The organism is Methanocella arvoryzae MRE50 (assembly GCF_000063445.1).
Lineage (GTDB): Archaea > Halobacteriota > Methanocellia > Methanocellales > Methanocellaceae > Methanocella_A > Methanocella_A arvoryzae.
Map to the genome: position 1 here is coordinate 93,064 of NC_009464.1, position 19,571 is coordinate 112,634.

At 53.3% G+C, this 19,571-nt stretch carries 18 protein-coding genes; 9 read left to right on the plus strand and 9 right to left on the minus strand.

Annotation, left to right across the window (positions count from 1 at the left end):
- Positions 1-541: 541 nt before the first annotated feature.
- From RCI_RS00475 to RCI_RS00490, 4 genes are all read right to left on the minus strand, one after another.
- Entirely contained in the window at positions 542-862 is a 321-nt protein-coding gene (locus tag RCI_RS00475; protein WP_012034415.1) for a winged helix-turn-helix domain-containing protein, read from the minus strand.
- 283 nt (positions 863-1,145) lie between these two features.
- A complete protein-coding gene (locus tag RCI_RS00480) occupies positions 1,146-2,141 on the minus strand; it encodes an aminopeptidase (protein ID WP_231844880.1) in 996 nt (331 codons plus the stop codon).
- Between the two features lie 72 nt (positions 2,142-2,213).
- Positions 2,214-2,888, minus strand: a complete 675-nt coding sequence (locus RCI_RS00485) for a competence/damage-inducible protein A (RefSeq protein WP_012034417.1) — start codon at positions 2,886-2,888, stop codon at positions 2,214-2,216.
- Between the two features lies 1 nt (position 2,889).
- Positions 2,890-3,561, minus strand: a complete 672-nt coding sequence (locus RCI_RS00490) for a hypothetical protein (RefSeq protein ID WP_048197747.1) — start codon at positions 3,559-3,561, stop codon at positions 2,890-2,892.
- Between the two features lie 417 nt (positions 3,562-3,978).
- On the opposite strand from RCI_RS00490, the gene RCI_RS00495 reads away from it, so the two are divergent.
- Positions 3,979-5,652: a sulfate adenylyltransferase gene (locus tag RCI_RS00495; protein WP_148266454.1), complete on the plus strand. Its 1,674-nt coding sequence runs from the start codon at positions 3,979-3,981 to the stop codon at positions 5,650-5,652.
- A gap of 6 nt (positions 5,653-5,658) precedes the next feature.
- Here the strand turns inward: RCI_RS00495 and RCI_RS00500 are convergent, their stop codons facing one another.
- Positions 5,659-6,603, minus strand: a complete 945-nt coding sequence (locus RCI_RS00500; protein WP_012034420.1) for a S1C family serine protease — start codon at positions 6,601-6,603, stop codon at positions 5,659-5,661.
- A gap of 148 nt (positions 6,604-6,751) precedes the next feature.
- On the opposite strand from RCI_RS00500, the gene RCI_RS00505 reads away from it, so the two are divergent.
- The 3 genes from RCI_RS00505 (at position 6,752) to RCI_RS00515 (ending at position 9,897) form a co-directional block, all read left to right on the plus strand.
- Positions 6,752-7,342 (plus strand): YkgJ family cysteine cluster protein, encoded by a 591-nt coding sequence (locus tag RCI_RS00505; RefSeq protein WP_012034421.1) that lies wholly within the window; start codon positions 6,752-6,754, stop codon positions 7,340-7,342.
- 145 nt (positions 7,343-7,487) lie between these two features.
- Positions 7,488-9,335 carry a sensor histidine kinase gene (locus RCI_RS15585; protein ID WP_012034422.1) on the plus strand — a complete coding sequence of 616 codons (1,848 nt, stop codon included), beginning with the start codon at positions 7,488-7,490 and terminating at the stop codon, positions 9,333-9,335.
- Between the two features lie 163 nt (positions 9,336-9,498).
- Complete coding sequence (locus RCI_RS00515) at positions 9,499-9,897, plus strand: response regulator (RefSeq protein ID WP_148266455.1); 399 nt, start codon at positions 9,499-9,501, stop codon at positions 9,895-9,897.
- A 17-nt stretch (positions 9,898-9,914) separates the two neighbouring features.
- Here the strand turns inward: RCI_RS00515 and RCI_RS00520 are convergent, their stop codons facing one another.
- Together RCI_RS00520 and pheA are read right to left on the minus strand one after the other, a co-directional pair.
- Positions 9,915-11,210: an ArsB/NhaD family transporter gene (locus RCI_RS00520; RefSeq protein WP_012034424.1), complete on the minus strand. Its 1,296-nt coding sequence runs from the start codon at positions 11,208-11,210 to the stop codon at positions 9,915-9,917.
- Complete coding sequence (gene pheA, locus RCI_RS00525; RefSeq protein ID WP_012034425.1) at positions 11,207-12,019, minus strand: prephenate dehydratase; 813 nt, start codon at positions 12,017-12,019, stop codon at positions 11,207-11,209. The genes RCI_RS00520 and pheA overlap by 4 nt, the downstream gene beginning before the upstream one ends.
- 258 nt (positions 12,020-12,277) lie before the next feature.
- Between pheA and RCI_RS00530 the strand changes: the two genes are divergently transcribed.
- Both RCI_RS00530 and RCI_RS00535 read left to right on the plus strand, forming a co-directional pair.
- Positions 12,278-14,320 (plus strand): heavy metal translocating P-type ATPase, encoded by a 2,043-nt coding sequence (locus RCI_RS00530; RefSeq protein WP_012034426.1) that lies wholly within the window; start codon positions 12,278-12,280, stop codon positions 14,318-14,320.
- A gap of 112 nt (positions 14,321-14,432) precedes the next feature.
- A complete protein-coding gene (locus RCI_RS00535) occupies positions 14,433-15,740 on the plus strand; it encodes an MFS transporter (protein ID WP_012034427.1) in 1,308 nt (435 codons plus the stop codon).
- Positions 15,741-16,080: 340 nt separating this feature from the next.
- Here the strand turns inward: RCI_RS00535 and proS are convergent, their stop codons facing one another.
- Entirely contained in the window at positions 16,081-17,505 is a 1,425-nt protein-coding gene (proS, locus tag RCI_RS00540) for a proline--tRNA ligase (RefSeq protein WP_012034428.1), read from the minus strand.
- Positions 17,506-17,765: 260 nt separating this feature from the next.
- On the minus strand, positions 17,766-17,924 hold the full coding sequence (locus RCI_RS16825; RefSeq protein WP_158308834.1) for a hypothetical protein: 159 nt from the start codon (positions 17,922-17,924) through the stop codon (positions 17,766-17,768).
- A 312-nt stretch (positions 17,925-18,236) separates the two neighbouring features.
- On the opposite strand from RCI_RS16825, the gene RCI_RS00545 reads away from it, so the two are divergent.
- From RCI_RS00545 to RCI_RS00555, 3 genes are all read left to right on the plus strand, one after another.
- Positions 18,237-18,968, plus strand: coding sequence for a pirin family protein (locus tag RCI_RS00545; RefSeq protein ID WP_012034429.1), 732 nt, complete (start codon positions 18,237-18,239; stop codon positions 18,966-18,968).
- Between the two features lie 74 nt (positions 18,969-19,042).
- Positions 19,043-19,273 carry an Lrp/AsnC family transcriptional regulator gene (locus tag RCI_RS00550; protein ID WP_012034430.1) on the plus strand — a complete coding sequence of 77 codons (231 nt, stop codon included), beginning with the start codon at positions 19,043-19,045 and terminating at the stop codon, positions 19,271-19,273.
- 75 nt (positions 19,274-19,348) lie between these two features.
- Positions 19,349-19,546 carry a hypothetical protein gene (locus tag RCI_RS00555; protein WP_148266456.1) on the plus strand — a complete coding sequence of 66 codons (198 nt, stop codon included), beginning with the start codon at positions 19,349-19,351 and terminating at the stop codon, positions 19,544-19,546.
- Positions 19,547-19,571 lie beyond the last annotated feature (25 nt).

Consider the following 19,571-nt stretch of genomic DNA (forward strand, 5'->3'; position numbering starts at 1 on the left):
GGATTGTCGGGGATCGCATGAACCGGCAAAGATTCAGAGGTGATGGAGGCACCGGAGGCACGGAGGCAGGTCAGGGAGGTAAATGGAGGTCAGGGAGGACTTAAAAAAGGGAGGTCGGGGAGGTATAGAGGTCCGGGAGGGAGGAACTGAACCGGACAGACTAGAAACGGGAAATACCCTCCCCTACTATCATTAGCAACACATCATCTGGCAACTGGAGAAGAGCCACAATAGATAAATCGGTAAGGGCTGTTTTTACCAGTCTATTCGACGAGCATCTGTGCAATCTGTAAAATCTGTACAATCTGCGTCCAGGCACAGCGCAGCGATCGTAATCGCATCGCCCGCGTCGGACGCCTGCAATTGCAGGCGTCCTGGCGGGCGAACTTATGGTATAAGATCTTACTCTTTCTCCAATAGGAAGTATTAGTTCCTTATTGTATAGTGAAACGAATTAATAGACAGTCTGTTTGAAATCAACGTGCTTTAAAAATGGGATAGGGGAATTGCAGTAATTCCCAAAAATTTTACTGTAACTTATTTATGCCGTACCAGCCTGTTGCTCGACTCGATCGCTCAGGATCTGGATCAGGGCTCTGTAGTCCTGGTTAGGCATTTCGGTCTCAGTGTCAAGTATTTTTAGCGTATAGAGGACGATCTTGGCGCCTCTCTCAGACAGGTGATATCCGTCCCGGTCCTTGTTGAGGATGCCTGCCGTCAGCAGCGTCTTGAGCAGGCGGTTCAGGATGCCCGGATTCAGCTCTGTCTCAAACATAATATCGGTGAATTTGGTTTTCCCCTTGCAGATGGTAAACAGTACGTCCATCGTCCCCACGTATGACAGGGTCTTCAATATTTCCATCTCATTTCCTCCATATTATCTGCTACGCAGTTCCCACACGCGTTTTTATGATGTATATTGGGTCGATGAATGCCGTAAAAGGCTGGAGAAGCGTTATTTCTAATTATAGCTGGTTCTTTCTGCTTTATTAAGGTATCTCTTGCCTTACTACTGCAAATAGTAATTAGTAATTATAACTATATATAAGCGTATAACTTGCGTGTACTGACAAATTATACATTTATTTGGTTTATGTATCGGCCTTTGAAGTACAATTTTTCCCGGAATAATACAACAAGCAAGGCTATGCCGTGGTCTTCATTGCTCCAAAGACATAATCTTTAAGATCGATCTCCTCGCCGTCCAGAAAGAGCTTTGGCTCTTTGATGATGCCGTCGAAGTGGAATGGCACGCTCACTTCCCCGCCGAAGCCAGTATTGTCGCCCAGTGCGACGTGTACTGTATTGCCGACTTTTTCATCCTCAAGCAGAATGCCGCACAACCTTGCTTTTGGGTTCATGCCTATGCCTAGCTCGGCGATGTTTCTGGAGTTTCTGCCGAGGTGATCGAAGACTTTGTTGAGCTCTCTGGCATGGCCTCCTTCTGCGGAAGTCACATAGCCGTCTTTGACTGTCAGCTTCAGCGGCTCATCAAGTATTCCGAAATCGCCGAAAGTGCCATCGATGACTGCAGTGCCTTCCGCGCTGAACGGGGCGACGAAGACCTCTCCTCCGGGCAGGTTGGTGAACTCTCCGGGCTTAGATACAATACCTGTATCTGCATGCCATCTCCTGTGCTCGAAAGTGAATGTGATGTCGGTTCCTTTGGCTGTAGTCACCCGGGCCTCATGGATGTGCTTCAGCCGGTCCATCATCCGGCCTATGCTCTTGCTCATGGCGGGGTAATCTGCGGTCATGCCTCCTCTGGCAAAGGTTCTCAATACCAGATCCTGGTCATTGCTCTGGATCGGTATCGACGCTCCTCTGGCTCCTGCCTTGCAGGCTTCTTTCCGGGCCTGGGTATGCGACAGCGAGACTGTCGTGACCAGTATGAACACATCCGTATGTATCAGGGCATGCTCGACAGCGCGAGGCGGTTCTTCCCCGCTGCGGACCCGGGGCTTCATTTCCATGAGCAGCGCGTCGCAGCCTCTCTCGAGAGCTGCCTGGTAGATCGGCACGCCGATGTCCTTTCTTACTGTATCGGTCACCACCAGTACTCTCTCGTCGGAAGACACGTTAAGGCAGTCTCTGATGGCTGCAGTTGCACTTTTCCTGAGGTCCGGCCCGATGTCCTTCACGCTTAACAGATTCGCTGCCGGCTTAAAAGATGTAATGAATCTTTATGCCGCCGGGGTTTAAAAAAGAGGGCGTCAGAGGTGGGCAGCGAGCCACTCTTTGGCCTGTTTTACCGCTTCCGCATCGTAAGACTTCAGCTTGATCTTCACGATCCCTGACGGGTAAGACCCGAAGGCGATCTGGGGGAACATTTTTACGGCCTCGTTGAGCGTAGGGACAATGTCTGACTCAGGCCGTTTCGTGATGACCCAGTCTACGATGAGCCGGGGTCCTTTGAAGTGGTCTCTGACCAGGCTAAACATGGCCTTCATCTCAGACGGCACTCCCGGTAAGACGTAGATGCGGCTATCTATGATGAACCCTGGCGCGGCGCCTGCCGGATTGTCGATCACTACCGCATTTTCCGGTATGTCGGCCATTACGTAAGCAGCGTCGATTAGTCTGCCCCTCCCTTTCTCCACGACCCTGACTGCATATGGGTCGCGGTACAGGCGTACTCCGGCTGCTTTTGCTACTGCGTAGCGGGTGACGTCATCATGGGTGGGGCCGAGTCCTCCAGTCACTATTATTTTGTCTGTCTTTGCCTGCCGGATTTCGGAGACGATGACGTCTATGTCGTCAGGTATGGTGACTATCCGTTTCAGCAGGGCTCCAGTTTCCGAGAGCTGGCGGGCGAGCCATGTGGAGTTCAGGTCCTCCACGTCGCCGGTCAGAAGTTCGTCTCCGATGCAGATGATGGTGACGTCCATGTTAGCGCCGGCCGCTCCTGCTATAGATCAGGCCTGCTGCGCCAAAGCCGCCGGCTATCAGTGCCATTGGCAGGAAGGACAGACAGGGCTGGGAGCCCGGTGCCTCAGTGGGCACGGGGGTAGCGACAGGCGTCGCTGTCGGGGCAGGCGTCGCCGTCGGCGAAGGCATGGCCGTCGCTGTCGGTGATTCTTCTGTCAGCGTGATGTTGGTTACTACTATAACATTGAGGTATCTGTCGATATGCTCCCATCTGAGGTGGACTCCGGTAGCATTGCGGTAGACTGCGAATTCCTTCTGTGTAGGCGGGTACTGCATCATGTCAAGGAGCTTTTTGTTCGGGCCTACGTTCCCGGCAAGGTTGTACTCTTCGGAAGTGTATATTCTTCCCTTATCGTCTGCAAAATTGATCCTGAACTGGTATCTGATCTGCTCGTCGGTGGGATTCGCAATCCAGTAGGATACTGTGTAGAACTGGTACTGTGTTGGCGGGTAGTTGAAGGTTGAGTACCCGGTAGGCGTGTCGGAGACTTTGATGTCCTTGATCTGGATTTCGATGCCCGTATCGTCCACCAGTCTGGCTGGCTCGGCATAATAAATCTTTTCAGCGGCATAGGCAGGCGCAATAAACAAGAGTGTCATGAGCGCTGCGATGATCATGATTCTGAGCTTCATGCTTACCACATTCCTTCGTGCTCTGGCACGATCTTATAGTGACTGGTTAATATAGGCTATCTAGGGTTATTTTATCTTTATCTAACTAAGAGGTAATATGGGAGTTAGATTTGCCTGACTAAATGCGATACTATGTCGCGTATTCCGCGGAAAAAGCAGATCATGTATATCATATTTAATAATTACAGATTATTTGTAATTTCATCACGAATTTGCTTGACGGCCTCAATGCTATCCGAAATTAATTATATACAAGCCTTGTAATATATCCTTTACCACGGTTATATTCTTTGATTTACGTCAATTGACTAGCAATATCTTTATCTATAAGCAGTTTAATTTATCAAAGGAATCAGTCTATAATGATTATATATTATAGTCGATTCTGAGAATCTAATAATAATGTGGAGGCCAACAATGAGCATACAACAGGTGAAACTTGTCAACACGGTCCTGGATGGCCCTGTGCGCGAAGTTGCCCTTGAAGAGGCAAAAGAAAACCTGTCAAGGAATCAGAACACCATCATGATCGACGAGGAGGCCTGGATCACAGTAGAGATGATCGCTACCGGTGCGCTAAGCCCGTGTAATGGATTCATGACCCGGGAAGACTACTCATCTGTCCTCCACACCGGAAGGCTTGCTGACGGTACGCCGTGGCCTACGCCGCTATCTTTTGCCATGGCGGGCGAAAAGAACCAGGAAGTTCTGAAAGGCCTGAAAAAGGGCGATGTCGTAACTCTGATTAATCGGGAAAAGCAGCCCGTGGCCCGTATACATGCGGAAGAGGTCTTCGAGTATGACCGGGAAGAGCGTGCGCAGTGCGTGTTTGGCACTACTGATAAGCGCCACCCTGGCGTTCGCAGCATCTACGAACGGATGGGCGAGAGGTCGCTTGCCGGTAAGGTAGAACTGCTAAACCGGGCTTACTGGGGCGCCTTCGAAAAATACCGGATGACTCCGGCTGAGAGCTTCGACTACTTCTACAAGAAGAAGGGAGCCCGGACCGTCGTCGGCTTCATCACCGGGGCAAACCCTGTCCACCGGGGCCATGAGCACATCCACCGGGTCGCGCTGGAAAACAACGACATGCTGCTCATTCAGCCGCTGGTCCAGCTGGCAAAGCCTGAATACATCAGGTCCGAGCACCGCATCCAGGCATATGAGACGCTTATCAACAAATATTACCCGAAAGACCGGGTGCTGATGAGCCCGCTCCGGGTCACCTACATCTTCGCCGGCCCCCGGGAAGCGATCCTCCATGCCATCGTTTCCCGCAACTTCGGTGCCACACACTTTGCCATCGGCAGAGATCATGCTGGCGTCGGCAGCTACTACGGAGACTATGAATGCCAGTCGATCTTCGACCGCCTGTACGACGGAGGCTCGAAAGAGCTGGGCATCGAGCTTATGGCGTTCAGCGAGGTCTTCTACTGTTGCCGGTGCGGCACCACCGCTACGGAAAACACCTGCCCGCACGGCAAGCAGTACCGCATCAACATCAGTGGCACCGGCATCCGCGAGCTCATGAGATACGGCTACCTGCCACCCAAAGAGGTGTCCCGGCCGGAAGTCTCGAGGATCGGCATGCAGGGCATCCAGCCTAAAGGCCTGGACGAAAACGGCGGCTCTATCTACCCAGTAGGCGCCATTATCAAGAAGATGTTCCCGTTCTACCTCGTGGCCAAGCGTCTCGGGGGACAGCTCAGGGAGAAGCCCCTGTCGTGGGAAGATCTCACTCTCGAGGACGTCGAACGGGCGCTGATGGATGTCAGAGAGAACGCTGACCGGATTCTCCGGGACATCGCCACCGACGTCGAGTACCACATGGACGTGCGCCGTGACATGGCTCATCAGTGGAGGGCCGAGACTGCCGAGTACACCCGGGAACGCCAGCTAAGCCTGATCAAAGCCCTGGACGAGAAAGTCAGGTCTGCAGACCCCAATGCGGACAACAAGATGTTCCAGAGCAAGGCCGAGGCCGAAAAAGAGCTGGAGGTCGCAAAGGCAGTTTACGACAGCATGCCCGATGGCAAGATCGATAACCGCAAGCTCGTCTGGAACCCGCTGAAGTACGAAGAGTACAGATAAAAAAGATTACTGGGAAGGGATCTCAGATAGCCGGAGATCCACTTCCTGCCTGATTGGGCCTCTCTGGATGACCATGGTCACCCGGTCGCCCACTCTTTTTGACCGCACTTCTTTAGTCAGCTCGTCCATGTCAGTGATGCTCTTCTTGTCAGTGGCCAGGATCAGGTCTCCGGCGGAAATCCCCGCCTCTTCTGCCGGGCTGTTGTTGAAAACCCGGGTGACCAGGATGCCTTTGTCCGAGGGCAGATCGTAGTACTGGGAGATCTGCGGAGTGACGCCCACGCCGAGAATGCCCAGCCAGGGCCGGATAATCCTTCCATGCTCTATCAGCTCTTCGGCGATGCGCCGGGCCACGTCGACTGGTATAGAGAAGCCGATGCCCTGGGCGAACGGGATATTCGCAGAGTTGATGCCGATGATCTCTCCCTTGCGATTGACCAGCGGGCCACCGCTGTTGCCCGGGTTGATGTGGGCGTCCGTCTGCATCAGGTCTTCGAACACGCCTTGCTCCGCCTGTATGGTCCGGTGCAGGGCGCTGATTACGCCAACTGTCACTGTCGGCCCTCTCAACAGAAACCCGAACGGATTGCCGAAAGCGATCGCGGTCTGGCCGACCTTGACGGTCTCTGACGTGCCAAGCTTTGCCTCGGGGAGATTGTCCGACTTTATGCCGACCACGGCAATATCGCTGGTAGGGTCGGTACCGATCAGCTTACCTTTGAATTTTCTGCCGTCGAAGAGCGTGACTTCGATACTTTCCGCTCCTTCTATGATGTGGTTGTTTGTCAGTATGTAGCCGTTCCGGCCGTCGAAAATCACGCCGGAGCCCATGCCTCTGAGCGGCACGACGTTCATGTAGTAATCGTGAACCAGGCGAACGGTGTTAATGTTGACAACCGCTGGCCCCACTCTTTCGATCATCGCTATCATTTCATCATCGGATATTGACATGGCACACTCCCTCTAACACATAATTTACATATTTATATAAAATATATGGCACAATAATGTAGTGATAGTGGCTTGCCTGCAGTCGCTTACTGTGTGTCCGGCCGCTCGCAAAGCCTTTATCTGGCATGCAGTCCGATTATGATGCGTCATGCCTGCCGCTGAGTGTGGACCCCGTTTCAAGTGTGAGTGCTGTGGACTTTGCTGCCGCAGAGACCCGTATTATGCTGTATCTTTGCTCGACATCCAGAACATCAGCATGGGCCTGGGGCTGCAGCCGGGGGAATTTTTCCGCCGGTACTGCGACGTCGTGACGACGCCCGGGGGATTCAGGTATGCTGTCATTCTGGCGCCTGACGGCTGCCCGTTTCTGAAGGACGGGCTGTGTGGCATCCACCAGGTGAAGCCTATAGGCTGCTGGGTCTTTCCCGAGTCGTCTCTCCTGCCTGTCAGGGACCTGAAGAAGCACGTCAACGCCATTCCTACCTGCGCTATCCTGAAAATGCCGGACGATGATCGGCCGCTGACCGCCGATTACGAGCTGCTGGCAGCCAGGGAAGTTCATTTCGAGGACACGAGAGCATATTTCGGGCAACACGAAATCTTTGAAGAGCATCCCTGGCGCGAGGCGACTGATCGGCTGATAGAGAAACTTCGGGATGCTGAAGAGATCGGCCGTCGGGCGGAAGCCCTCAGGGCTATGGCTGGTAAGCAGATCGCTACAGCCAGAGGGAAACTCTAAGGCAGGCGAGTATAAGGGAGTTCTCTGCGAGCGATCTCATTCAAGGGCATACAGGCTGCGCAGCCCCGATAATTTATCTTTTTTAATTGGCAGATTAATGGTAGAGTTTTAAATAAAATCAGCTCTAAACATTATCCGGGTAGTTATGTTACCTCTGTCATCCATCAAGTTCCATGCAATTATCCTGATAGCTATTCTAGTAATTGCGTCCGCAGCGGTCATAGGCGGCGCAAGCGTTCTCTACAACCGGGAAGTTATCAAGCACGAGATATGGGACAACAATCTGGCAGTAGCAAAGTCAACTTCGGCACTTACTGTCAATTATATGGATCTCGCCCGGACCTACCTTACCAGCCTGGCAGATCGGCCGCTGGTGATCAAAGCTATTCAGGAGAAGGATATTGCTTTCCTTGATTTTAACGCTCAGTATGCCGTTAACCAGAGTGAGCAATTGACCTCGGTCTTTTTCACAGATCAGTCGGGTACCGTCATATCCAGCTATCCGTACACCCAGCGGATAGGTGAGTCATATATCGACCGGCCTTACGTCGGCGAGGTACTCAACACATCGGAACCTGTAATCAGCAGCGTACAGATAAGCCCGTATACCGGTCAACCGACTGTGTACTTCGGCATTCCGATCATGGATAATACTACGGCCATAGGGACGCTGATCGGAAGCGTCAATCTGGCCAACTTTAGGGACCTTCTGGCCGAAACGCAGGTGAAGGAAAACCATTTCGTTTACCTTGTAAATAAAAGCGGCCGGGTTATGGTCCACAGTAATAGTTCATACATGGATAAAATGGCCGATTTTAGCTCTATACCTGCCGTAGCTAGTGTTATTCGGGGAGAAGAGGGGATTGTAGAGCAGTATTTTCCCTTCGAGAATGATCAGCGGCTGGTAGCGTATACGCCAGTGACACAATACGGCTGGGGCGTCGTCGTGGCTACGCCTGTAGACGTGGCCTATAAGCCGATTAATGACTCCATGTGGTTATTCATTACGTTCATCGCGGGCTTATTGATCTTATCGCTGCTTATCGCTATGATTGTCGGGAAATACATTACTGATCCCATTCTTAAGATCAACAGCGCAACTTCATATATTCCTGATGGCGATCCTGAACGATTGAAAGCGTTTTTGCCCGTCGGCCGGAAAGACGGGATCGGCAGCCTGGCGAGGTCGTTTATCACTATGGCCAGCACAATCAAAAGCGACCGCGAAAGGGTAATAGCCGCCATGAACCAGGCCGAAGAAGCCCGGGCGCATGCCGAGAGCGAGCGAGAGCGGGCGGAGGAAGAGAAGAACCGGGCTGAACTGTACGTGGACATCATGGGCCATGATATCAATAACCTGAATCAGGCTGCTCTGGCTAACCTGGAACTGCTGGAAATGGACGAGAGCCTGACTGATGAGCAACGAGCGACCATCGAGGATGCTCTGGTAGCCGTCAAAGGCAGCGCCTCGGTCATCGACAGCGTCAGGACTATCCAGCGGGCGACTGAAGAAAAAATTACCCTGGAGAATGTCGACATCAACGACTATGTCGTACAATGCATCACTGAAGCTCCCCGTCCCAAAGGCCGAAAGGTCACAATTAATTACCAGCCCCGGAAAGGCTTGCTGGTCAAAGGCAGTTCGCTGCTGAAAGCAGTTTTCTGCAACCTCATAAGTAATGCGGTTAAACATTCTACCGGAGATGTTACAATCGACATATACGTCCGATCTACAGAGAAGCTCAGCAAGCCTTTCTGGGAGATCGCCATCGAAGACGACGGCCCAGGAATACCCGATGCAGTGAAGCCCCGGCTCTTCGCCAGATTTCAGCGAGGGACAACAAAAGCGAAAGGCAGAGGTTTAGGATTATTCATAGTCCGCACCCTGGCCGAAAGGTTCGGGGGATCTGTGACTATGGAAGACCGCGTTCCGGGTGATCACACTAAAGGGAGCAGATTCATCGTAACTTTGCCGGTGAGTGCGGATAAATGAAACCAGATTATAATTTTATATGCGTCAAAACATATCTATGGTGAAATAATTTATCTATTTACCAATCTGAACCTATTGTACAGTCCTGTAGCAGCCAGACTGTACAAAAAGTTTCTTGCAGTACTATAGTTAGCTGTCCCGCATTCACCCATGAGGAATGCCAATGATCGAATGTAGTCCAGCATGCAGAGTAGGTATAGCTATCGTGGAAGATGAAAAAGAGCTGGTAAAAGTTTACGAGAAGGCGTTTTCCCGGAGGAAGATTGAGATTTGCTTCATAGCCTATGATGGCCTGGAAGCGGTCAAACTGTATCTCTCGTGTACTCCCAGGCCGCATGCAGTCCTGATGGACTATCGCCTGCCCATCATGAACGGCCTCGAAGCTACGTCAGAGATCAAGAAGATCGACCCCGAAGCAAAAGTGATCTTTTTAAGCGCCGACGTATCCGTCAGAGATGATGCGATGAAGGCCGGAGCCTTCGCCTTCCTGAAAAAGCCGGCCAGCCTCAAAGAAATCCTTGATACTGTCCAGAAGGCGTTAGGCAGGATTCCTGCAGTATAGTCCGTTTGGATAACCCGTCAGAATAACGTGATCTCCAGAGCGAGGACTGCCGCAGATGCTAAGATGACCAGAGGCGTCACTGTAAGCCCTGTTTTGATGAACTCGGTAATTCCGGTCGTCCACTTTTCCACTCTGGCACATTCGATCCAGAGAATGCCTGCCAGCGCGCCGGTAATGGTGATATTGGCTCCGAGGTTGCTCCCGATCACGAGTGAATAGGCCATCGCGAGAGCCATATCCTGCGTATGGGCAATGCCGAGCGACACCGGTACCATCATGGCGGTCATCGGGATGTTGTTTACCACGTTGCAAAGGAATGCCGACATCATAGACATAAAGAACGTGGCTACAATCGGATTCTGTCCTACGATAGATAATATTGCACTGCCCGCCAGAGCGTTGACTCCGCTCACTTCCAGTCCCTTGACTACGATGAAGAGCGAGATCACGAAGACGACCACCCGCCAGGAAATCCTCTTAGTCCTGAGCATCGGCTTACGCTCGGCCAGGTATATGGCGATCATACCGATGGTTGTGATAGCTGACAGTGGGATGGCAATGGCGCTGGCGAACCCGCACCCTATGAGGACGAAGGCAAGCACTACGAGGCCTACTGCTACCATGGGCATGCTTTTGATCAAATCTTTAGAGTTCACGTGCTCCAGCGGCTGGTAACGGGCTGTGATCGAGTTCCTGAACATGTACCGGAAGATCACGTAGTTGACAACAAGAGCCGCCATTGTCGGCAGGAACATGTAAGCCGCAAAGTCGACGTATCCCAGGTGGAATGCGTCGGCTATCATGATGTTGGTCAGGTTGCCTATCAGGAGGAACATAGAGGCTATGTTTGCCGCGAAGAAGAACGCGTACATGAATGGCTTTGAGTTTAGGTTGGCCCTGCGGCAGAACTTTAGGATGATTGGGGTGAGCGTGAGGATGGCGATATCGTTGGAAGTGAATGCAGTGATAAGGCAGGTGACCACGTACGTATAGGTGAACAGCTTCCAGGCATCGCCCTTCGCCATCTGCATAGCTTTAACCGCGCACCACTCGAAAAACCCGTAGTCGTCCAGAAAGGTGCTGATCACCATCAGCTCGATCAGGATGATGACCACGTTCCAGGTCGTGACCTGCGGCGTAGCAAAAGGCGTCGCGAAGCCCAGCGCTTCAAGAATGTGGTGAGGCTGCAGGAAGACCAGCATCAGCAAAGCGCCGAGTAGTGCCCCGGTTGTCTCATTGAATCTCCAGGGGCGGACCATGATCAGGAAAAAGGTGAGCAGGAAAATGAGGACGATGAGGATTTCGCTGATCATACCTTGTCTGCTACAGGATACGATCCTAGTACTTTAAGCTTGCTGGTCCTGTCCTTCAGGGCATGGAGCGCTTCGCCCAGCACTTTATCCTGGCAGTGGCCTTCCACGTCTATGAAGAACCGGTAGTCGCCAAGCGTCAGCTTGGATGGCCGGGACTCGATCCTTGTCATGTTGATGCCTCTCGTCGCGAACTCTCCGAGGAATTCGTATAACGCCCCGGGCCTGTCCCGGTCGAGGTAGACTGCCAGCGAGGTCTTGTCCTGTCCCGTCGGGGCTGGGAGGTTCTTGCCGATGACGAGGAACCTGGTATAGTTTGCCGTCCGATCCTGAATTCCCTCGGCGAGGACTTTAAGATGGTACTTCTCCGCCGAAGCCGAGCAGCCGATGGCAGCCATCTCAGGGAACTCCTGAGCCAGCCTGGCTGCATGAGCAGTGCTGCCCGTAGACCTTATCTCAGCATTTGGATAATGCTCCCGGATATATTTCCTGCACTGGCCGAGCCCCTGAGGATGAGATAAGATGACTTTAATCTCGGACGCATCCGGCCTCGCCATCAGGCACTGCCGGATCGGAATGACAACCTCCCCTACGATCGGTGATTTGACGTCAAGCAGCCTGTCATGGATAACGCCGACCGGGCCTTCTACCGAGTTCTCTATCGCCACGATGCTCTCGTCGACCCTGCCCTCGTCGACGGCCATCGCCGCAAGCTCCATGTCGTCGAAAAAGACGAGTTCAGCATCCTTCCGCCACTTCTTCGCCGCCATCTCCGAGAACGTCCCTTCCGGGCCCAGCAATCCGAGTCTCATCTATCTGCAATAAGCGGCGCGGATATATAAGACTATGCGCAAAATCGGCTTACGGGGACGGATAAGTACATACAGAGGCGTACATGGGCAGCTATTTGGCGCACTCGTCTACCTACCAGGTAAAATCTCCAGAAAACTAAGCATTATTACTTATACTCCCTCTTGATCGGCTTTTCTCCTCCGCAGGAGGAAAAAATCGCCAAATGTTGCCCTGTTTTATTTTGATTCACAATGTAACTATGTAATCAAGGAGTTCATATGGACCACGAGCATCATAAACCGCCAGATCACGGGGGACCCGAAGCTGAAGAGGATACCCGGCTGAAGCACAAAGGCTATGAGGCCCACAAAGGTCATGCCGATCACCACAAGATGATGCTCGAGGACTTCAAGAAGCGGTTCATCGTCTCAACTATCCTCACAATCCCGATCGTCGTCTTATCGCCCACAATCCAGGGCATCCTGGGCTACCGCTTCGATTTCCCCGGGTCAATATATCTTCAATTCATTTTATCTTCGATCGTGTACTTCTATGGCGGCTACCCGTTCCTCAAGGGCATCTTCGAGGAACTCGGGAAACGCACGCCGGGCATGATGACGCTCATCGCTGTGGCAATCACGGTAGCTTATGTGTACAGTTGCGCTGTCGTGTTCGGGCTGCCGGGCATGACCTTCTTCTGGGAACTCGCAACGTTGATCGACATCATGCTGCTGGGCCACTGGATAGAGATGAGGTCAGTCATGGGGGCATCCAGGGCACTCGAGGAACTGGTCAAGATCATGCCTTCGGAAGCCCACATGGTGATGGATGGCATGGTCCATGACGTCAGCGTGGAAGACCTGCAGGTGGGTGACCGGGTACTGGTCAAGCCCGGCGAAAAAATACCCGTGGACGGAGAAGTGATCGAAGGCGATACCAGCGTTAACGAAGCCATGCTTACCGGCGAGTCAAAGCCCGTGTCTAAAACTGTGGGCGATAAGGTCATCGGTGGATCTGTCAACGGCGAAGGCTCCATCAAGGCAGAGGTAAAAAAGACTGGCAAGGATACATACCTTAACCAGGTCGTCGAGCTGGTTAAGCAGGCCCAGGAAAGCAAATCCCGGGCGCAGGACCTGGCAAACCGGGCCGCATTTATCCTGACGATCATCGCGCTGAGCGTCGGCGCCATTACCTTTATTATCTGGGTTCTCGCAGGGCAGACATTAAACTTCGCGGTAGAACGAACTGCCACTGTGATGGTGATCACCTGCCCTCATGCTCTGGGGCTGGCGGTGCCACTGGTTATTGCTGTGTCAACCGCACTGGCAGCGAAATCGGGCCTGCTCATCCGCAACCGGACTGCCTTCGAGAAGGCCCGGGGCTTACAGGCGATCATCTTCGACAAGACCGGTACGCTGACCCTGGGTAAATTTGGAGTAACCGAGGTCTTACCGCTGGAGGGCAGCTATCGTGAGGAGGATTTGCTAACATACACGGCATCTCTGGAATCCAGATCCGAGCATCCGATCGCGGCTGGTATTACCGGAAGCGCCCGGGATAAGGGCATCGGCCTGAAAACCGTCTCCGGCTTCAAATCTATTCCCGGCAAAGGTGTGGAAGGCATCATCGACGGCAAAATATACCGGGTGGTCAGCCCGGGCTATCTCGAGGAAAAGGGCCTTGCGATCGATAATGATCGGGTGGAAAAAGTAAAGCAGCAGGGAAAAACAGTCGTCTTCCTGCTTGAGGGCGACACGCTGGCCGGGGCCATTGCGCTGGCCGACATTATCCGCCCCGAATCTAAAGATGCCATCGCCAGGCTAAAAGAGATGGGCATCAAGTGCATGATGCTGACCGGCGATAACCGCTACGTAGCCCGGTGGGTAGCGGAAGATCTGGGCCTGGACGACTATTTCGCCGAGGTGCTGCCCGACCAGAAGGTAGAGAAAGTAAAGGAAGTCCAGCGAAAATACGTCACCGGCATGGTGGGCGACGGGGTAAACGACGCGCCTGCGCTGACTCGGGCAAACGTCGGCATCGCCATCGGCGCGGGGACCGACGTGGCCATAGAGAGCGCCGACGTCATACTGGTGAAAAACGACCCGCGAGACGTGGTGAAAATTGTCAGCCTCTCCAAAAAGACTTACCGCAAGATGGTGGAGAACCTTCTCTGGGCCACCGGGTACAACGCTTTTGCTATCCCGCTAGCAGCGGGCGTTTTATACGCTTACGGAATCTTTCTCTCCCCCGCGGCAGGCGCCATTCTCATGAGCCTGAGCACGGTGATCGTTGCCATCAATGCCCGGATGCTGAAAGCGTGAAACCGATAAGGCGGCGTATCGTACCTCGTTACCTTCAGGCCGCAGTCACAATAGCTACTTATATCCTGATTTCATTCTATACTGCTGGCTATTTACATGGCAGGCGGCAGGCATGGACAGTAAAATCAAGGCCAGGCAGATAATCGTGCTCGCAGTAGGCATGTTTATCTTTACCTTAGGGTTCGGAGTCATCATCCCTGTCATGCCCTACTATGCCAACAACCTGGGGGCAACGGCTCTCGATCTCGGCCTGCTGATGGCGACTTTCTCGGCGATGCAGTTCGTCTGTGCTCCTGTATGGGGTGCCATCTCTGACAGGATCGGCCGGAAGCCGGTGATGATGATCGGCTTGACAGGGTTTGGATTAGCTTTTACTGTAACAGGCCTGTCGTCAGAACCCGCAGCTCTGGCGATCTCCGAAGTGATCGGCCACTGGACTGGGCTGTCACCGCATATCGGCGTTCTGTTTATCTCCGAGGTGATCGGAGGCACGCTGTCCTCCGGCATCTGGCCTGCCACGCTCGCCTTCATTGCCGATATCACGAAGCCTGAAGAGCGTGGCAACCTCATGGGGCAGATGGGGGCTGCCTCAGGGCTTGGAGTTATTATAGGGCCTGCTATTTCGGGGTTCCTGACCTCGTGGAGCCTTACCCTGCCCTTCTTCGCCACCGCCGGCATCGGGTTCCTGACTGCAGTACTCGCCTACCTGCTCCTGCCTGAATCCCGGGTGCCAGGGCAGCAGCCGGAAGTAGTAAAAAAAGTCTCCATGCTCTCGGCGATTAAGACCTCTCTTGGCTTTATCTTCATACTGACCATGCTGATCAGCTTCGCCGGCGCCATGATCGACGGCACCTTCGGCTATTTCCTCATGGGCAAATTCGGCCTGTCCGACCAGCCTGGCCCTGTGCCACTCCTGTTCTGGACAGTGCAGATGACCGGCCCCGGAGTGATGGGCGTCGTCTTCGCCTTCATGGGCATCACCGGCGTCGTCTGCCAGGGCCTCCTCGTCGGAAAAGCGATCAGCACCCTCGGAGAGCAGAAGACCATCATCGCCGGGCTCATCATCTACAGCGCAGGCATCATCGCCATTTACTTCTCAGTGGGCATCGTCACCCTGGCGCTCTTCACCTGCCTCATCGAAGTGGGCTTCGGCCTCATCTTCCCCAGCCTCAACACGTTAGTATCAAAGCGCACCGACCCCGACCGCCAGGGCGAAATGCTCGGCGTCATGGGCTCCTTCAACAGTTTAGGCCGAGTCATAGGACCGCCGGCTGGTGGTCTGATGTTTGCAGTCCACATTGGGCTGCCCTACTTCGTATCAGGCATCCTCGGGTTCATTGCTGCGGGAGTCATGGCTATGCTAACGAGAGCCGAAAAACGGAAAGCAGAGATACTGCCGACTAGTGTAGTAAAAACATAAACGATGGCTGGGCATGGGCATTCACCACAGAGGCACAGAGGGACACAGAGAATGGTTCACCACAGAGGCACAGAGGGACACAGAGAACGGTTCACCACAGAGGCACAGAGGGACACAGAGAACGGTTCACCACAGAGGCACAGAGGGACACAGAGAACGGTTCACCACAGAGGCACAGAGGGACACAGAGAACGGTTCACCACAGAGGCACAGAGGGACACAGAGACTTACTATATAACTGATTATGTACCTGCCCAATTATAGGATAATCTCTGTGAGCCTCTGTGGTGAAATTTATATCACTACAAGCAATGGTTTAAAAAAGATTAAGTTGGCCGGATCAGTAAGATCTGGCCATGGTTATAATGCGATCTGTAGCCTTGCCGCAGATGGGGCATTTGCCGGCGCCTTTGATGGTGTGGGCTTCGCCGAGGAGTTTGCAGTTGACGGCGTTCTCCATTTCGAGGCCGCAGGCTTTTTCGCCGCACCAGGGCATGGTGGCCCATCCGTTTTCGATCTGCTGCTTTGCCTCGTCCAGCGTCTCGCACGCTTTGACCCGTGCCAGCATGCTGTCTCTTGCGGCGTTCAGCAGATCGGTCTGGAACTCAAACAGCTTGTTCCTGACAGTCTCCGGCAGGCCGTCCATGGGGATGGATTCCTTCTTGCCGTCTCTCCTGACCAGCATGACCGAGTTGTTCTTGATGTCACGGGGGCCGATCTCTATGCGGAAGGGCGTGCCTTTCATTTCCCACTTGTAGTACTTGGCGCCGGGGCGCTCGTCGGCGTCGTCGATGACGGCTACGATGTCGTTAGCCCGCAGGAGTTCCTTGACCTTCTGGCAGGCCTCCTTGACTCCGCCATCGTCCTTCTTGAATATGATGGGGATGATGACGACCTGAGTCTGCGACGCATTCGGGGGCAGCACCAGTCCCTTGTTGTCGCCGTGGATGCCGATGACGGCGGCTATGCACCGCTCGGAGATGCCGTAGCACGTCTGGTTGACGTACTGCCTTTCGCCCTTCTCGTCCTCGTAGGTGATGTCGTAAGTCTTCGCAAACTTGGTACCCAGATGGTGGACTGTGCCGACCTGCAGGGACTTTCCATCCGGCATCATCGTGTCGAACGCCATCGTGTAGTCGGCGCCGGGGAACTTGTCCCACTCAGGGCGCTTGTGGACGATGAAGGGTACTGCAAGCTTTGTAAAGAATTCGCTGTACAGGTCCATCGCTTCGTGCACCTGCTTCTCGGCATCATCCCATGTGGCGTGGGCGGTGTGGGCTTCCTTGAAGGAGGTGATCTCCCTTAGCCTGATTAATGGCCTGGTGTGCTTGGTCTCGTACCTGAAAGTGTTGACGATCTGGTACAGTTTCAGCGGGAGGTCTGCGTGGGACCTGATCCAGAGCTTGTACATCGGGTAAATTGCGGTCTCGCTCGTCGGTCTTAGCGCAAGGGGCACCTCTAACTCGGAGAGGCCGCCGTGGGTGACCCAGTATACTTCGTCTTCGAAGCCCTTGATGTGCTCCGACTCTTTCAGGAGTTCGGGCTTCGGGATGAGCATCGGGAAGTAAGTCTCCTGGTGGTCTACGTCCAGCAGGTTGCGCAGCATGTTGTAAACCTTCTTGCGTATGGAGAACCCGAACGGGTACCATACGTAGACACCCTTGATCGGGTAGCGCACATCCATGATCTGCGCTGTCATCAGCAATTCGTTGTACCATTCGCTAAAATTATCTTTGGATGGTAGAGACTTAGACTCTTCTTCCATGCATTCATCCTCTCACTATCAGCCATAATGGGCTTTGTAATATATAAGTCATTGCGCAAACGCACACCATAAAATGCCGTCATGCACTTAAAATTTATTATCAAGTTTCCGGCTTATCACTCGTATTTTCCGGTGTCCAGAATGCAGACTGCATATACGCACATCCCGTGGTCGAGGTGCTTTTCCACAATCTCCTGCTTTACCCCGGCAAGGTCGCACAATTCGCCAGCGATCGCTTTTTTCCCGTCGGCAGCCTTACATCATAGCTGCACGATCTGAATGGGTCTTTGTCCTACTCTGAATTTACATCCGGCCGCCGAGCGGAGGGACTGGTGAATGACGCAGAAGGGGCTTACGCCTGAACCGTGGCCGATCATCCGGTCGCTCGAGTGTCTGCCTGCCTTGTTGAACTCTTCCACTATCTGGGCATACTCGGGGGCAGCTTCTGAAAAATGTCTTTATATGTCTTGATGCTGGGGGCGAACGGACATGCGGGTAGTACGAACAAATTTCCATCTCTGACTGCTACTCCTTCGATCCGGGCGATGGGGTGAACCAGTGCGTTGACGGCTGCTTCCCATTCTTCGAGGCTGTCGTACTCAGTCTCGGGCAGCTGTCCGGCAATGTTTTCGGCTCTACGGATCAGGCTCCCCTTAGTGGCTGCGGCACCTGTGCGGATTGACCGAAAAGCACAATAAATGGTAATTACATAATTGATATGGTTATTTTGTATGATCAGGGTCAGAATGCCACATGAGATCTACCAGTCCAGGGGCCAGATCGAGAACGGCACCTTTACTGGCAAGTGGCACTTCAGCTTTGGCAGCTACAGGGACCCTAAACATGTAGGTTTCGGGCCGCTGCGGGTGTTTAACGACGATACCTTGTCGCCTGGTGCAGTGTGGCCGCTCCACCCTCACAGGGAGATCGAGGTTGTGACTTACTGTGTCGAAGGCATATTCCGGCACGCTGATCAGAGGGGAGAAGGCGGAATTCTGAGGGCCGGCTGGGTGCAGCACACGACTGTCGGGACGGGCATGATTCACTCGGAGATCAACGCCAGCTGGGATAATCCGATGCGGTTCATCCAGATGTGGTTCAAGCCTGACCAGCCGATGCTGCCGCCTTCCGTTGAGCAGAAACACGTGGCTAAAGCTGATCGGACCAATCGTCTGTTTCCTCTAGTCTCCAACCGCAAGCCCGGGGCTCTGAGAATTCACCAGGACGTAGAGATCTTTTCAAGCTTCCTCCAGAAGGGCGAAAGTGTACATTATGATTTACCGGATAGCCGTGGCGCATACATCTACATTCTCGACGGAGGGCCGGTGACGCTGGACGGACATGTGCTGCCTGCCAACTCTGCTGCAGAGATCGTTCCGCCCGAAGCTGTCTCCCTGAAGTCGGAGAATGATGCAGAGCTACTGCTGGTTGACGTGCCGCTGCCGCAAAGTGGTAAGGCATGAGGAAAGACTGTGAAGCTTTGGCATCGATAATGCTTATATAATCCGGTGCCCATTATTCCTCGGTGTAAGATACAATGGTAATTGGCGTGACCATGATCAACGTGGTGCCGGGCGAAGAGCGCTCTGTCTACAACGAACTGATGAAGATAGGGGGCGTCCGGGAAGTCTTCCACGTATTCGGCGAATACGATTTCATCGCGATCATCGACGTCGGCGGCCTCACCGATATAAACAGGGCTGTCGATACCGTCAGGGAAATCGAAGGTGTCACGGCAACCAAGACGATCATCGGCGCAGAGCTTTAGCGCCTTATCGAATTTCTTGAAGGGACAGACGGCGATAGCCGTTTTTCAACATCAAAAATGAACTGGATGGACTTTATGGCAGGATTTGACCTCGATCAGTTTCATTATAAAGGCATCATCGGCATACTGGTATGTCTGGTTCTATTCGTGGCCAGCGAATACCTCTCCAAAGTGCAGATGCTGGGATTCCTCGTGGTTTTCAAGTGGTTCTTCCTTATGCTTGCCGGAGTGATCTTCCTCTTAATTGTCCTGGCAACGATCTCTCACAAGTAGACTGAAAAACCAGCTGACACACTAC